Source organism: Streptomyces sp. NPDC047000, assembly GCF_040644295.1.
Lineage (GTDB): Bacteria > Actinomycetota > Actinomycetes > Streptomycetales > Streptomycetaceae > Streptomyces.
On record NZ_JBEYWE010000018.1, the window covers coordinates 97,807 to 112,908 of the forward strand.

General features: G+C 74.7%; 10 protein-coding genes. 3 read left to right on the plus strand and 7 right to left on the minus strand.

What is annotated here, in order from left to right:
* Positions 1-53 precede the first annotated feature (53 nt).
* Positions 54-728: a nucleoside/nucleotide kinase family protein gene (locus ABZ862_RS25690; protein ID WP_360962285.1), complete on the minus strand. Its 675-nt coding sequence runs from the start codon at positions 726-728 to the stop codon at positions 54-56.
* 166 nt (positions 729-894) lie between these two features.
* On the opposite strand from ABZ862_RS25690, the gene ABZ862_RS25695 reads away from it, so the two are divergent.
* The 3 genes from ABZ862_RS25695 (at position 895) to ABZ862_RS25705 (ending at position 5,740) form a co-directional block, all read left to right on the plus strand.
* Positions 895-1,644: a beta-phosphoglucomutase family hydrolase gene (locus ABZ862_RS25695; protein ID WP_360962288.1), complete on the plus strand. Its 750-nt coding sequence runs from the start codon at positions 895-897 to the stop codon at positions 1,642-1,644.
* Positions 1,641-3,986: a glycosyl hydrolase family 65 protein gene (locus ABZ862_RS25700; RefSeq protein ID WP_360962291.1), complete on the plus strand. Its 2,346-nt coding sequence runs from the start codon at positions 1,641-1,643 to the stop codon at positions 3,984-3,986. The genes ABZ862_RS25695 and ABZ862_RS25700 overlap by 4 nt, the downstream gene beginning before the upstream one ends.
* Positions 3,987-4,240: 254 nt before the next feature.
* Positions 4,241-5,740 carry a hypothetical protein gene (locus ABZ862_RS25705; RefSeq protein WP_360962294.1) on the plus strand — a complete coding sequence of 500 codons (1,500 nt, stop codon included), beginning with the start codon at positions 4,241-4,243 and terminating at the stop codon, positions 5,738-5,740.
* Between the two features lie 76 nt (positions 5,741-5,816).
* Here the strand turns inward: ABZ862_RS25705 and ABZ862_RS25710 are convergent, their stop codons facing one another.
* The 6 genes from ABZ862_RS25710 to ABZ862_RS25735 form a co-directional block, all read right to left on the minus strand.
* Positions 5,817-6,506: a phosphatase PAP2 family protein gene (locus ABZ862_RS25710; RefSeq protein ID WP_360962458.1), complete on the minus strand. Its 690-nt coding sequence runs from the start codon at positions 6,504-6,506 to the stop codon at positions 5,817-5,819.
* Positions 6,507-6,544: 38 nt separating this feature from the next.
* A complete protein-coding gene (locus ABZ862_RS25715) occupies positions 6,545-7,246 on the minus strand; it encodes a DedA family protein (protein WP_360962297.1) in 702 nt (233 codons plus the stop codon).
* 210 nt (positions 7,247-7,456) lie between these two features.
* Positions 7,457-7,663 (minus strand): hypothetical protein, encoded by a 207-nt coding sequence (locus ABZ862_RS25720; RefSeq protein ID WP_360962300.1) that lies wholly within the window; start codon positions 7,661-7,663, stop codon positions 7,457-7,459.
* On the minus strand, positions 7,660-10,578 hold the full coding sequence (locus tag ABZ862_RS25725; RefSeq protein WP_360962303.1) for a SpoIIE family protein phosphatase: 2,919 nt from the start codon (positions 10,576-10,578) through the stop codon (positions 7,660-7,662). Before ABZ862_RS25725 ends, ABZ862_RS25720 begins: the two co-directional genes overlap by 4 nt.
* Positions 10,579-10,649: 71 nt before the next feature.
* Positions 10,650-13,457, minus strand: a complete 2,808-nt coding sequence (locus ABZ862_RS25730) for a SpoIIE family protein phosphatase (protein WP_360962306.1) — start codon at positions 13,455-13,457, stop codon at positions 10,650-10,652.
* 327 nt (positions 13,458-13,784) lie between these two features.
* A complete protein-coding gene (locus tag ABZ862_RS25735) occupies positions 13,785-15,068 on the minus strand; it encodes an MFS transporter (RefSeq protein ID WP_360962461.1) in 1,284 nt (427 codons plus the stop codon).
* Positions 15,069-15,102 lie beyond the last annotated feature (34 nt).

Sequence of the window (15,102 nt, forward strand, 5' to 3'; positions counted from 1 at the left end):
GGTACGGCGCACACCCGCCCGGGGTTCAACCGGCGGCGCCGCCGTGAGCGCGGTCAGCCGTCCGCCGTGGCGTCCAGCTCCGTCATCGGCACCCTCAGATCGGCCCGGTCCCCGGTGGCCTCGATCAGGTCGGCGTTGGGCTGGTCGGAGCGCAGTACCCAGGCCACCGCCTCCTCGTGGCCCTTGCCGAACTCCTCGTGACGCGCGATCAGCCGCCGCAGCCGTTCCGGCTCGGGCAGTTCGCAGAACCACACCTCGTCCAGCGCCGACCGCACCCGGGCCCACGCGCCCGTGCCCAGCAGCAGATAGTTGCCCTCGGTCACGACGAGCCGGGCCGACGGCGGCACCGGGACCGCCCCGGCGAGCGGCTGCTCCAGCACACGCTCGAACCCGGGCGCGTACACGACCTCCCCGGCGTCCCCGCCGCTTCCGTCCCCGTCCCTCAACCGCCGCAGCAGCGCCGCGTACCCGGCCGCGTCGAAGGTCTCCGGGGCGCCCTTGCGGTCGCGCAGACCCAGGCGGTCCAGTTCGGCGTCGGCCAGGTGGAAGCCGTCCATCGGGACATGCGCCACCCAGGGATCGCCGGACCCGTTGAGCGCGCGCACCAGCCGTCCGGCGAGCGTCGTCTTCCCGGCGCCGGGGCTGCCCGCGATGCCGAGCAGGGCACGCCGTCCGCCTCCGGTGAGGGCGCGGGCGCGGTGCAGGAGGTCGTCGAAAGTCAGCGGCACACCGCAGAGTCTCGCACCCGCGCGCGGACCCGACGCCGTCCCCGGCGCACAACGGCCGGTGTCCGGACGGCGGAACTTCCCGCGCCGGCGGCGAGTTCCCGGACCGTACGCATCATGTGGTGTGCGCCACCCGGTGGACGGCACCACTCGGGGAAAGGTGCTGTGTATGACAGAGCTCGGTCTGCCCGACGACATCCTGGCCTGCCTCTTCGACCTGGACGGCGTCGTCACCAGGACGGCGGCGGTCCATGCCGCCGCCTGGAAAGAGATGTTCGACGCCTACCTCGAGGACCGCGACGGCCCGGACTTCCGGCCCTTCGACGCGGGCGACGACTACGACCGCTACGTCGACGGACGTCCGCGCGCCGACGGAGTGCGCACCTTCCTCACGTCCCGGGGGATCGACCTCCCCGAGGGCGCCCCTGACGACCCGCCGGACGCCGCGACGGTCCACGGACTCGGCAACCGCAAGAACGTCCTGCTGCTGGAGCGGATCAGGACGCACGGCGTGGAGGTGTACGAGGGCACCCTGCGCTACATCGACGCGGTGCGCGCGAAGGGACTGCGCACCGCCGTCGTGTCCTCGAGCGCCAACACCCTCGACGTCCTGCGCGCGACCGGCACCGAGGACCTCTTCGACGTACGGGTCGACGGCGTGGTGGCCGCCGAGCGGAAGCTCCCGGGCAAGCCGCGTCCCGACACCTTCCTCGCCGCGGCCCGCGACCTGGGCGTCGACCCGGCGCGTGCCGCCGTCTTCGAGGACGCCCAGGCCGGCATGGACGCGGGCCGCTCCGGGCATTTCGGCTACGTGGTCGGCATCGACCGCGTCGGACAGACGGCCGCGCTGTACGCGCACGGCGCCGACATCGTCGTGAAGGACCTGGCGGACCTCGCCGGAGCCGGGGGAGAAGAGTGATCACGCACCGGTCGTACACCGTCGAACCCTGGGCGGTGCGCGAGACGGAACTCGGCCTCGACGTGCTCGCCCAGAGCGAGTCCGTGTTCGCCCTGTCCAACGGCCACGTCGGGTGGCGCGGCAACCTCGACGAGGGCGAACCGCACGGCCTGCCCGGCTCCTACCTCAACGGCGTCCACGAACTGCACCCGCTGCCCTACGCCGAGGCCGGCTACGGCTACCCGGAGTCCGGGCAGACCGTCATCAACGTCACCGACGGCAAGATCCTGCGCCTGCTCGTCGACGACGAACCGTTCGACCTGCGCTACGGCCGTCTCGTAGCCCATGAACGCACCCTCGACCTGCGAGCCGGCACGCTGGAGCGGACCTGCGAATGGGTCTCCCCGGCCGGCACCCGCGTCCGGGTGCGCTCGACCCGGCTGGTCTCGCTCACCCAGCGGGCCGTGGCCGCCGTCGCCTACGAGGTGGAGGCCGTCGGCAGCCGGGCCCGCGTGGTCATCCAGTCCGAGCTGGTCGCCAACGAGCAACTCCCCGACGCCGACGGCGACCCGCGCGCCGCCGTCTCCCTCACGTCCCCGCTGGAGCCGGAGCAGCACTTCGCCGCGGGACACCGGCTGCGTCTCGTGCACCGCACCCGGCGCAGCGGCCTGCGCGTCGCCGCGGCCGCCGACCATGTCGTCTCCGGGCCCGACCGCACCTCCACCGGCAGCGAGTCCACCGCCGACGTGGCCCGGCTGACCGTCAGCTCCGTGCTGGAGCCCGGACAGCGGCTGCGCGTCGAGAAGCTCGTCGCGCACGGCTGGTCCGGCAACCGCTCCCTGCCCGCGATGAGCGACCAGGTCGACGCCGCCCTCGCCGCCGCCGCGCACGGCGGCTGGGCCGGCCTGCTCGCCGAACAGCGGGCGTACCTCGACGACTTCTGGGCCCGTGCCGACGTCGAGGTGGACGGCGACGACGAGATCCAGCAGGCCGTCCGCTTCGCCCTCTTCCACGTCCTGCAGGCCGGGGCCCGCGCCGAACGCCGCGCGATACCCGCCAAGGGCCTCACCGGATCCGGCTACGACGGGCACGCGTTCTGGGACACCGAGACCTTCGTCCTGCCCCTGCTCACCTACACCTCGCCCGACGCGGTCGCCGAGGCGCTGCGCTGGCGGCACGCCACCCTGCCCGTCGCCCGCGAACGGGCCGCCCAACTGGGCCTGCGCGGCGCCGCGTTCCCCTGGCGGACCATCGAGGGCTCCGAGGGCTCGGCGTACTGGCCCGCCGGGACCGCCGCCTTCCATGTCAACGCCGACATCGCCGACGCCGTCGTGCACTACACCGCGGCCACCGGGGACACCGAGTTCGAACGGGACATGGGCGTGGAGCTGCTGGTGGAGACGGCCCGCCTGTGGCGTTCCCTCGGCCACCACGACCGGCAGGGCGCCTTCCACATCGACGGCGTCACCGGCCCCGACGAGTACAGCGCGGTCGCCGACGACAACACGTACACCAACCTGATGGCCCGCGCGAACCTGCTGGCCGCCGCCGACGCCGTACGGCGTCATCCCGGCGAGGCGGCCCGGCTGGAGGTGGACGACGAGGAGAGCGCCGCCTGGCGCGACGCCGCCGAGGCCATGCACGTGCCGTACAACGACGACCTCGGCGTGCACGAGCAGCACGCCGGGTTCACCCGCTACCAGCCCTGGGACTTCGAGGCCACCCGCCCCGACCAGTACCCGCTGCTGCTGCACTTCCCCTACTTCGACCTCTACCGCAAACAGGTCGTCAAACAGGCCGACCTGGTGCTCGCCATGTACACCTGCGCCGACCGGTTCGACGAGGAGCAGATCGCCCGCAACTTCGCCTACTACGAACCGCTGACCGTCCGGGACTCCTCCCTCTCGGCGTGCGTCCAGGCCGTCGTCGCCGCGCAGGCCGGACATCTGCGGCTCGCCTACGACTACACGGCCGAGGCCGCCCTCATGGACCTGGCGGACCTGGAGCACAACACCCGCGACGGGCTGCACATCGCCTCCCTCGCCGGGACCTGGATGGCGCTGGTCGCGGGGTTCGGCGGCATGCGCCGCACCGGTACCGGAGGACCGGCCTTCGCGCCGCGCCTGCCGGAGAACTTCCACCGGCTCGCCTTCACCCTGCAACTCCGCGGCCGCCGGCTGCGGGTGGAGATCTGGGCGGACAAGGCGACGTACACCCTGCTGGAGGGGCCGCCGCTGACGATCCGTCATCACGGGGAGGAACTGACCGTGCGTACCACCGACCCCGCGGTCCGGCCCGTCCCCCTGCCGCCCCAGCGCCCGGCCCCCGGCCAGCCCCCGCACCGCACCCCCAACGGACGCTGACGGCCGCCCGCTGCCGCCCGGGACGTGGACTCCCGGGCGGGAGCGGCTTCCGCGCCGGCCGGGCGCCGGGGCGGCCTCGCGCCTCGCGCCTCGCGCACAAACGTCAACCTCCTGAGGCACCTGACACGCCTTCTTACTCTCCGTACGGGCGACTTTAGTGCTGCTTTTACCGTATTTCGTCAGGGTGTCGCTCCGGCCGCTCCTAGGCTGGCAGGAGGTACAGCGGCCCCCGGCCGCGGAGCAAGAGGAGAAGGATGTCCGGCAGCGCGTACGCCGCTCTCACGTCACGGCCCGTCAGCGGACCCCCACCGGTGTCCGGAGGCGGCCTGTGGCACAGACATCCCCGTCTGCCGCTCGCCGTCGTGGCGGCCGTCTTCGCGCTGGCCCAGCTTCTCCTCGTCGGCCCCTCGACCGGACTGGGCTGGGACGAGACGGTCTACGTCAGCCAGGTCAGCGCCCACGCCCCGGCCTCCAACTTCAGCGCGCCCCGCTCCCGCGGCATCTCCTTCCTGGTGGCCCCCCTCACCAGCTGGTCGTCGTCCACCCCGATGCTGCGCGTCTACCTCGCCGTCCTCTCCGGCCTCGCCCTCTACCTGGCCCTGCGCACCTGGCGCAACCTGTTCCCGGTGCCCGTGCTGGCCCTGGCGGGAGCCCTCTACGCCACCCTGTGGGTGACGCTCTTCTACGGCTTCGCGGCCATGCCCAACTACTGGGTGGCCATCGGCGCGCTCGTCGCCGCCGCCTGCTTCGTGCGGCTGCGCGCGGACCGCGGCGACCGGGCCGCCCTGTGGGGTCTGGGCGCGGCCACGGCGCTGATGGCGCTGATGCGGCCCATGGACGCCGTCTGGGTCGTGCTGCCCCTGCTCGTGCTGGCCGCCGCCACCCGCCGTCCGCTGCCGCTCACCGCCCTCGTCGCCGGACTCGTGGCGGGGTCCGCGGAGTGGGTGATCGAGGCGTACGTCCGCTACGGCGGCCTCGCCCAGCGGCTCCACGACGGCTCCAGCATCCAGGGCGGCCTGGGCTGGAACAACGCCGTCACCGACCAGATGCGCGGCCTCGGCGGACGCATCCTGTGCCGCCCCTGCACCGGGCAGCTGCCGAATCCCGCCATCACCCTGTGGTGGTTCGTCCTGCCCGTGCTGGCCGTGATCGGTCTGGTGCTCGCCGTCCGGGCCCGCCGCACGGCCGCCACACTCGTGCCGTTCGCCTGCGGCGTCTCGGCCGCCTTCCCCTACCTCTTCCTGATCGGCTACGCCGCGCCCCGCTTCCTGCTGCCCGCCTACGCCCTGCTGGCGCTGCCCGTCGCCGACGTGCTGCTCAGGACGGTGACCGCGGCGTCCGGCGTATGGCGTCCGGTGGCGGTCACGCTGCTGGCGGTCGGCCTCGCCGGGCACCTCGCGGTGCAGTACCACGTCCTGGACCGGACCGTGGCCCGGGACCACGCCGGCCGCAACCACTGGTCACGCCTCGCCGCGGAACTGCACCGGCTCGACGTCCGCCCGCCCTGCCTGGTCACCGGCGACCAGAACATCCCGGTCGCCTTCTACGCGGGCTGCCGCTCGGCGGCGGTCAAGGGTCACGACGCCAACATCACCTCCGCGGGGATCCGCGCCACGGCCCGCCGTATGCCGGCGGCCGTCCTGGTGCCCGCCACGTCCCGCCCGCCGGCCTACGCCCGCGGCTGGTCGCCGGTCCGCTACGGCACGATGCGCATCTATCTGGCGCCGCCCCCGGTCAGGTCCACCACCCGGTGACGGTCGGGCCGCCCGGCATCGGCCCAGGACAGCACTGCGCCCCCGGGCCCGAACGGCCCGGGGGCGCAGTGCCGGGTCAGGGGGCGTCGTCGGGCTCGCGGGGAGTCCCCGTCGCGTCGTGGACGAGGCGGGGCGGGAGCCAGCGGGCCGCCGCCGCGAGACACAGGCCGAGCCAGCCCGCCGCGAACAGCCAGCCGCCGATCACGTCGGTGAACCAGTGCACCCCCAGATAGATCCGGGTCAGCCCGACCAGGACCGCCCAGCAGCCCGCCACCGCGCACAGCGCCCCTCTGCCGCGCGGTGCCCGGACGCACAGGGCGACGACCAGCAGTCCCGCGGTCAGGGCCGACGTGGTGGTGTGGCCGGAGGGGAACGCCCAGCCGGAGGCATGGGTCCGCCAGTCGGCGTGCGGGGGTCTCGGCCGGGCCACCAGGTTCATGAGGACGGCCCGCGTGAGCTGCCCGGCCAGCAGACAGCCGAGTCCCAGCAGCGTGGCCGTCACCCGCTGCCGCGCCGTACGGCCGACGGCCAGCCCGGCCGGCACGACCAGCGCGTACGGGACGACGCCGGTGCCGGTCGCCGTCACCCCGCGGGCCAGGGCGACCGCCGCGTCGGGGCGGTGGGCGAGCGACCAGGACAGCAGACCGCTGTCGAGGAACAGCGGTGTGCCGTCACCGCCGACGACGACCATGGTCAGCACGGCGAGCGCCGTCCACGCACCCAGGCCGACGCTGCCCGCGAGCTCCGCGACGTCCCCCCGGTCCAGGCCGGAGACGTCCCGCCGCGTGCCCACCGGGGCGCGCCTCACCGGCGGGCCTCCTCGCCGGAGCCGTCGGACTCCGTGGCCTTGCTGCCGCGCGCGGCGCCCCGGCGGGCCCGTACGACCTCCACCACGACCGGCAGCAGCGAGACCACGACGATCACGGCGACCACGGGCAGGAGGTATCTGTCCACGCCCGGGATCGAGGAGCCCAGTGCGTAGCCCGCCAGGATCAGGCCCACGCTCCACACCAGGCCGCCGGTCACCTGCCACACGGTGAACGTCCGCACCGGCACGTCCAGCGCGCCCGCCATCGGATTGAGCACCGTGCGCACCACCGGCACGAAGCGGGCCAGGACGATCGCCTTCGCGTACCCGTATCGCTCCATCAGCTCGGCGGCGCGGCGGGCGCCCTCCTTGAGCTGTCTCGAACGGGTCCGGGTGAGCAGCGCTCCGCCCGCCTTCCTGCCGATCAGATACCCGCACTGCGAACCGGCCAGCGTGCCGACGGCCGCCAGCACCAGCAGCGGCCCGAGCGACAGGTGCACGGGCCGCCCGGCCGACCCCGTGCACAGCAGCCCGGCGGTGAACAGCAGCGAGTCGCCCGGCAGGAAGAACCCGATCAGCAGACCGGTCTCGGCGAACATGGCCACCCCGACACCGATCACCCCGAAGGCGGCCAGCAGCGAACTCGCGTCCAGTACGTTGACGGCGAGCTGTGACGACAGGGACAGGGCTGCGGTCATCGGCGCGGCCTCTCCGATCCAGGGTGACTACACTCGTGTAGACGAACCTCTGTACTGTAGACGACCGGCGGCCCCGGAAGGTTTCCCCGCCGCCGGGGACACGCCCCGTCACCCGGAACCCGGCCCCGGACACACGACCACCGCCCGGCCGTGCGTGCGGCCGGGCGGTGGTCGTGGACGGGGGCGGCCGCGGACGGCGCGGCCCGGTTCTCACGGCAGCAGCTTCTCCATGGCCGACGGACCCTCCTCGGCCAGCTTGCGCCGGGCCCACTCGAGGGTCTTCGGCGTGATGTCGCGGCCCGTGGCCAGCACCAGGTCCTCCGGCGCCACCTCCGTTCCGGTGTAGGTGTGGAGCAGGGCGTCGGGAGTGGTGCGGTCGTCGGACGACCGGGGTGCGCCGGATGGTGACGTCGTCATGATGACTCCTCCTCGGGTCCGGATGGCTGCACCGGTGCCCGTGCTGAGAGACCGGGGCCACTCTCACGATTCACCGCCGCGCCTTGCACTGCATCCTGAAAGCCCGGTTCCTCACGGACCAGGGGTCTCCCGGGCCGCCCCTCGGGACCGTCCGGCCCCGCCGCACCGGCGCCGGATGTGCCTCCCCGCTGACCCTGCGGCAGCGGCTGCTCCGCCCAGATGATCTTGCCGCCGGGCGTGTACCGGGTGCCCCAGCGTTCGGCGAGCTGCGCCACCAGGAACAGCCCGCGCCCTCCCTCGTCCGTGTTCGCGGCGTACCGCAGATGCGGCGAGGTGGTACTGGCGTCGGAGACCTCGCAGATCAGCGTGCGGTCGTGCAGCAGCCGTACCGTGATGGGCGGGCGGCCGTACCGGATCGCGTTGGTGACCAGCTCGCTGAGGACCAGTTCCGTGGTGAACGCCAGCTCGTCGAGACCCCACTCCGACAGCCGTCCGGTCACCGAGGCCCGGGTCCGCGCCACCGCCGCCGGATCGGCGGGCACCTCCCAGGCCGCCACCCGGTCCGCGCCCAGCACCCGGGTACCGGCCACCAGCAGCGCGATGTCGTCCCTGGTCCGGGCGGTCGGCCGGGAGTCCAGCACCGCCCGGCAGATCTCCTCCGGCGTCCGCCCCGCCCCCGTCAGCGCGACGCGCAGCAGCTCCAGGCCGACGTCGATGTCCCGGTCCCGGTCCTCCACGAGACCGTCGGTGTAGAGCACCAGCCGGCTGCCCTCGGCCAGCTCGAGCTCCGCCGTCTCGTACGGCAGTCCGCCCAGGCCGAGCGGCGGTCCCGCGGGCACCTCGGGGAACTCCGCGGTGCCGTCCGGGCGGACCACCGCCGGCGGCGGGTGCCCGGCCCGCGCCAGGGCACAGCGCCGGGACACCGGGTCGTAGACCGCGTACAGGCAGGTCGCGCCGATGACCGGCGCGCCGTTGCCGGACGGCGTCTCGTCCTCCTGGTCGATCCGGCCGACCAGCTCGTCCAGGAGACCGAGGAGTTCGTCCGGCGGCAGATCCAGGGCGGAGAAGTTGGCCACCGCCGTGCGCAGCCGCCCCATCGTGGCCGCCGCGTGCAGCCCGTGCCCCACCACGTCGCCCACCACCAGGGCGACCCGCGCCCCCGGCAGGGGCAGCACGTCGAACCAGTCGCCGCCGACCCCGGCCTGCGCCGGGAGATAGCGGTAGGCGAGGTCCAGCGCGGACTGCTCGGGCAGGCTGCGCGGCAGCAGACTCCGCTGGAGGGTCACCGCCATGCTGTGCTCGCGCGTGTAGCGGCGGGCGTTGTCGATGGACACCGCGGCCCGCGCGACCAGCTCCTCCGCGAGGGCCAGTTCCTCCTCGTCGAACGGTTCCGGCTGGTCGGCCCGCCAGAAGCTGACCAGGCCCAGCGGCAGGTTCCCGGCCCGCAGCGGCACGGTGATCAGCGAGTGGATGCCGTACGCCACGATCCGCCCCGCCCGCTCCCGGTCCTGCGCGTGCCAGCCGTACGCCTGCGGCAGCCGGGGCTCCAGGACGGCCGCGCCGGTGGCGAGGCCGTGGCCCTGCGGGGAGGTGGCCACGAAGTCGATGCGCCTGCCGACCGGGTACAGCGGCGCACCGGCACGCACTCCGCTCGCCGCGGTGCGCCGCAGCTCCGTGCCCGGCTGCGGTTCCTCGCCGCGCAGCACCGCCTCGTACAGGTCGACGGTGGCGAAGTCCGCGAACCTCGGCACGGCCAGCTCCGCGAGCTCCTCGGCGGTCCGGGTCACATCGAGGCTGGTGCCGATCCCCGTACCGGCGTCGTAGAGCATGTCGAGGCGCTCGCGGGCCACCTCGGCACGGCCGGACACGGCGCGCAGCTCCGTGGAGTCGCGCAGCGTGGTGACACTGCCGGGCGGACCGCCCCGGGCGTCGGTGGGCCGCTGGTTGACCGCCAGCAGCCGGTCCTTGACCAGGTGCACCTCGTCGGTGGCGGAGCGCCCGGACGCGAGCAGCTCGGAGGTGTCGGAGTCCAGACCGAGATCGAGGACGTGGCGCTGCTCCGCGTCCGGCGGCAGCTCGAGCAGCCGGCGCGCCTCGTCGTTGGCGAGCAGCAGCCAGCCGTCGCCGCCGACGATCAGGACGCCCTCCCGCACGGCGTGCAGGACGGCGTCGTGGTGGTCGTACATCCGCGTCATCTCGTGCGGGCCCAGGCCGTGGGTCTGCCGCAGCAGCCGTCTGCTCACCAGCGCGGTGCCCGCCGTGGCGAGGGCGAGGGCGAACGCGGAGGCCGCCAGCAGCACCGGCCACTGCTTCCCGGCCGTCGAGCCGACGTGCGCGGTGGTGATCCCCGCCGACACCAGGCCCACCACCCGGCCCCGCGCGTCCTTCACGGGGACGACGACCTGCACCAGCCGCCCGATCGTGCCGCGGATCTCCTCGATGACGACGCCGCCGGCCAGCGCGGGCCCGGTCGTGCCGACGAACTTCTTGCCGATCCGGTCCGGTCTGGGGTGCGTGTAGCGGATGCCGTCGGTGTTCATGACGACGATGAAGTCGACCCCGGACGCCTTGCGCGCCGCCTCGGCGTGGGGTTGCAGCAGCTTCGTGGGGTCCGGTGCGCGCAGCGCCTCGGCGATCCCGGGGGACGCGGCGAAGGTCTGCGCCACGGCCAGGGAGCGGTTACGGGCCTCCTGGTTGGTGTCATGGCGTGCCTGCAGCACCAGTGCCACCACGGCCGACACGACCAGCAGCAGCACGATCACCACCTGCAGGACGAACACCTGCCCGGCGACCGTGCCCCGGCGCAGTGACCGGCGCGGACCCTCGGCCTCCGGCCGTCCGGGCCCGTCCTTCGCGCGGCCGTCCCCGGGCGGGCGGGGCTGCCGGGACCCGGGCCGACCCAGCAGTCGGACCATGTGCCATGTCTACCCTGCCCGGCGCCACGAGGCGAGAGAGGTGACATCCGGTGACGGGAGGTGACCGGGGGTCACCGTCGGCCGGCGCGCGGGCGTTCCCGCCGGGCCGCGAGCAGCAGGGCCACGTCGTCCGGGCGGTCGGCGGAGTGCCGGGCGTTCGCGGTGAGCCGGTCGGCCGTGCCGGACAGGGACCGGCCGCCCCGGCGGCCGGGCAGCGCCCCCGCCCTGGCGAGCGCGACCCGCAGCGCGGTGATCCCGTCGTCGATGTCGGCGCCGGGCCGCTCCACCAGCCCGTCGGTGTAGAGGGCGAGGACGGCGTCGTACTCGATGTGCAGCTCCGTCATCGGGTACCGGGCGTGCGGATCCACCCCGAGGACGACACCGCCGGGGAGGTCGAGGACCCGGGTGCGGCCGTCTGGGGCCCGCAGCAGGGGCGGCAGATGACCGGCGCGGGCGAAACAGGCCAGGCCGGTCACGGGATCGAGGCGTACGTAGCAGCAGCTGGCGAACTGGCCGGGATCCAGGTCGATGAGGAGCCGGTTGGTACCGCTGAGCACCAGATCGGCCGGCTGGTCGCTGAGGGCGAACGCCCGTACGGCGCTGCGCAGCTGGCCCATGGTGGCCGCCGCCTGCACCCCGTGCCCCTGGACGTCGCCGATGACCAGCGCCAGACCGTCCCCGGCCTCCACCGCGTCGTACCAGTCGCCGCCCACGTCCATGCCCTCGGTGCCCGGCAGATAGCGTCCGGCGGTCTCGACGTGCGGGTGTTCCGTGAGCCGCCTCGGCAGCAGGGCCTGTTGCAGACCGCGGGCCAGGGCGGCCTCGCTGTCGTAGCGCTGCGCGCGCTCCATGGCGTGCGCGATCAGCCCGGCCAGCGCGGTGAGCACGGTGCGCTCCTCGGTGCTGAAACTGCGGGAGCGCTCGAAGCCGAGGATGCAGGAGCCGACGGGGCGGCCGGACGCGATCAGCGGCAGGAAGGCGCGCGATCCCTCGTGCGCGTCCACCGGCATGCCGGGGTAGGCGGCGGTCAGCTGGTCCATCGACTCGTAGAACTGCGGCCGCCCGCTGGTCAGCGTCTCCACCCCGGGCAGCCGGGCGTCCAGGCCCACCCCGTCGAACGGGGCGAGGAAACCCTGCGGGAAGCCGCTCTCCCAGGCGAGGTAGAGATGGCGCTCCTGCAACAGGTAGATGGCGAGCCGGCGACCGCCGAACGCCGGGAGCAGCTCCCGCATCACGACCGCGGACACCTGGCGGGCGGTGACGGCGTCGGTGAGCGCGATGGCGAGGGCGATGGGCCGGTAGAACGGGGCCGTGACCGCGGCGCCGCCGGGCGGTGCCGCCGTGTCGTCCCGGAGACGGGACAGCCGTGGTCCGGTGGGTTCCACCTCATCGGGTTCGGGCGTCTCCAGCCGCCGTACGGGGGCTACGGTGCAGGTCAGGAGGTCCGGCCCGGGATACACGGAGAGGGCGAGCCAGCCGCCGTCGCCCTCGCCGGACGGGGCGGGGGAGTCGCGGCCCCGGTCGTCCGGGCGGCGCACCTGGAAGTGCACCGGTTCCGGCGACAGCAGGGCGGCCCGGAGGTGGTCGTCGCAGGGGGAGCGGCTCCACCACGGCATGGGCTCCCACAGGGGCCGCCCGAGCAGCTCCTCCCGCGCGGGGCCGAGCAGCCGGGCGGCGGGCGGATTGACGTAGCGCACGAGCCCGGTGCGGTCCAGACAGAAGACGCCGCCGGGCAGCAGATCGGCCGCGGAGTCGCCCATGGCGTCCCGGCCCGGGTCGACGACGAGGCCGTGCACCCCGGGGCCCGGGCCGCCGCCCGCGCCCGCCGTCCGGTCCCCGGACGCGGCAGAGGCAGCGGTACGGGCGGACGCCGGGGGCGGGGCCGGGGCGGCCGGGGGAGACGCCGCCCCGCCTTCGGCACGGAGGCAGCCGCCCGCCCGCCCCGGGTCCGGAGGGAGGCCCGCCTCCGGACCCGGGGCGGCCGCTTCGGGCGCCGAGGGCCGCTCCGTCTCCGCCGCCCACAGCTCCACCCACCGGGGTGAACCGTCCCCGGCGTGCAGCCGCAACGGCAGCGCCGGCGGTCTGCCCGCCCCCGTGTCCCGCAGGGCGCCGAGGAACCGCCGGGCCTCGCCGGGAGCCACCGCGTCGGCGAACGCCTCCGCCCGCACGTTCCCGCCGGGTCCGTCGGGCGCGTCCCGCACACCGGGTCCGGTCGGTACGTCCGGCACGTCCTCGCCGGCCGGAAGGGCCAGCATGGCCCGCAACCTGGCGTCCGGTGTCACCGTGCCGCCCGCCGGATCCCAGGTGAAGCGCCCGACGCGCCCCCGCTCGGGCCGCGCGGCCGAGGGCGGCCGTACGTTCATCGGCTCGCCCTCCCAGACGATCGCCGACTCGTCGCCGCCCGCCAGCTCGCGCAGGTCCGCGCCCAGATCCTCGGCCAGCTGGGCGACCCGGTCGCGGTCGGGCAGCCCGGCGACGGCGTCCGGGGCCGCCGGGTGCAGGACCACCAGCACCCCGAACGTGGTCGTCTCGCCGACGACGGGCAGATACATCGAACCGAACTGGAAGGGCAGCCCGGCAGCGAACTGGGGATAGCGGCGCATGGTCTCGGTCGCGTCGGGCAGCACCACCTGGACGCCGAGCCGGTAGGAGTCCGCGACGGGGAACGGGCGGTCCGCGTGCAGGCGCCACCAGGGCCGGAACAGCTGCTTCGGCAGCCCGGCGATCACGGCGAGCCGCAGCAGCCCGGGGGTGTCGGTGCGCAGGTAGACACCGCCCACGCGACCGCCGACCGTGCCGAGTGCCTCGGTGGAGACCTCGGCGAGCAAGGTGGCCAGCCGCCCGCGGGTGCGGTCCTCGTGCTCTCCGCTCCCGTTCATCCGGTCCCGTCTCGTCCGCGCACCTGCACCGCCGGCTGGGTGACACAGCAAGAATGCGCCACGATCCGCTCGGTGCGCACCTGGGCGGACGGGTTCCCTCGCGGGGGCGGTGACGGACGGGCTTCCGTCCCCCGGGGCCCGTACCGGCCTCAGGGGCTGCGCCCCCGGGCCCTCGGCCGGGCGGCTGGATCTCGCCCCCGCCGCCCCTTCCCTTTCCCGGCCCCAGGGGCTCCGCCCCTGAAACCCCCTGAACCGCCCTGAAGCTCCCGGTGGGGCCCTGCCGGGCAGGGGTGGCCCGGACTGCGGGGATCCGGTCCGGTGATGGTGTCAGGGGCCGGCTCCGGCAGGGGCGCGCCGGGGGAGCAGGAGAGGGGTGGCCAGGAGGAGCAGGCCCGCGGCGGCGAGGGCGGTGCGGGTGGTCGTCACGGCGGACAGGACACCCCATGCCGCGGTCAGGGCCGCGATCGACGCCTTGCCGGTCACCGACCACGCCGACAGGGTGCGGGCCGCCTTCTCCGCCGGGGTCAGCTCCAGCCTCAGCGTCGCGAGCACTGGGTTGAAGACGCCGATGCAGGTGATCAGCCCGAACTCCACCACCATGACCAGCACCAGCCCCGCCGTCCCCGGCCGGACGAACGCCAGCCCCAGCGACCAGCAGGCCCGCAGCGCCCCGGCCGTGCGCAGCACCCGGTGGCCTCCGTACCGGGCCACCAGCGGGCGTGACAGCCTCGCGCCGACCAGCCCGCCCAGGCAGGGCACGGCGAAGGCCAGGCCGTACTGCCACGGCGGGAAGCCCAGCGGCCCGAGCATCAGCACCGCCAGCGGCGGCGCCACCGCCATGATCAGACCGTTGACCAGGACCGTGTTGAAGAACAGCGGACGCAGCACGGGGTGGGCGAGGATGTGGCGCCAGCCCTCCAGCACGTCCCGCGGGCGCGGACGGGAACCGGAGGCCGACCCCTTCCCGGCCCGCCCCGAACGCGACCCGCCGCCGGAACCGCCCTCGGTGTCGGGGCTCATCGTGCCGATTCCCGCCGCCGAGAGCAGGTAGCTGACCGCGTCCGCGACGACCGTCGCCACCGGGCCGAACAGGCCGATCGCCGCGCCGCCCAGCGGCGGGCCCAGCACGGTGGTGGTCCAGGTGGTGGACTCCAGGCGCGCGCCGGCCTTCAGCAGGTCCCGGCGCGGCAGCAGCGTCTTCAGGAACGCCCCGCTCGCCGCCCCGAACGCGATGTCCGCCGCCGCGACCACCACCGAGACGACCAGCAGCTGCGCGAAGGTGAGGACGCCCAGTGCGAACGCCGCCGGAACGGTGAGCAGCGCCGCGCACCGGATCAGGTCCATGGCGATCATCACGGGCCGTTTGCGCCGGAACTCCACCCACGGTCCCAGCGGCACCGCCACCACCGCGCCGACGGCCGTCCCCGCCGCGGCCAGCGCCGAGACCTGGGCGGCCCCCGAGTGCAGCACCCGGATCGCGACGAGCGGGAAGGCGTCGAACGCGAGCCGTGTGCCCAGCGAGCTGACCGCGTAGGCTGCCCACAGTCGGCCGAACTCCCCTGCCGGGGAACGCCGCCGGCGCCCGCGCCGGCCGACCTCGAGGTCCGTCACCCCCGTCACCTCGTTCACGCCTCCGTACACCTCG

What these genes read in the sequence shown, in the direction of transcription:
- ABZ862_RS25725 (WP_360962303.1), bottom strand. Translation starts at nt 10,578, where the DNA reads ATGGTCCGACTGCTGGGTCGGCCCGGGTCCCGGCAGCCCCGCCCGCCC.
- ABZ862_RS25705 (WP_360962294.1), top strand. Translation starts at nt 4,241, where the DNA reads ATGTCCGGCAGCGCGTACGCCGCTCTCACGTCACGGCCCGTCAGCGGA.
- ABZ862_RS25730 (WP_360962306.1), bottom strand. Translation starts at nt 13,457, where the DNA reads ATGAACGGGAGCGGAGAGCACGAGGACCGCACCCGCGGGCGGCTGGCC.
- ABZ862_RS25715 (WP_360962297.1), bottom strand. Translation starts at nt 7,246, where the DNA reads ATGACCGCAGCCCTGTCCCTGTCGTCACAGCTCGCCGTCAACGTACTG.
- ABZ862_RS25720 (WP_360962300.1), bottom strand. Translation starts at nt 7,663, where the DNA reads ATGACGACGTCACCATCCGGCGCACCCCGGTCGTCCGACGACCGCACC.
- ABZ862_RS25695 (WP_360962288.1), top strand. Translation starts at nt 895, where the DNA reads ATGACAGAGCTCGGTCTGCCCGACGACATCCTGGCCTGCCTCTTCGAC.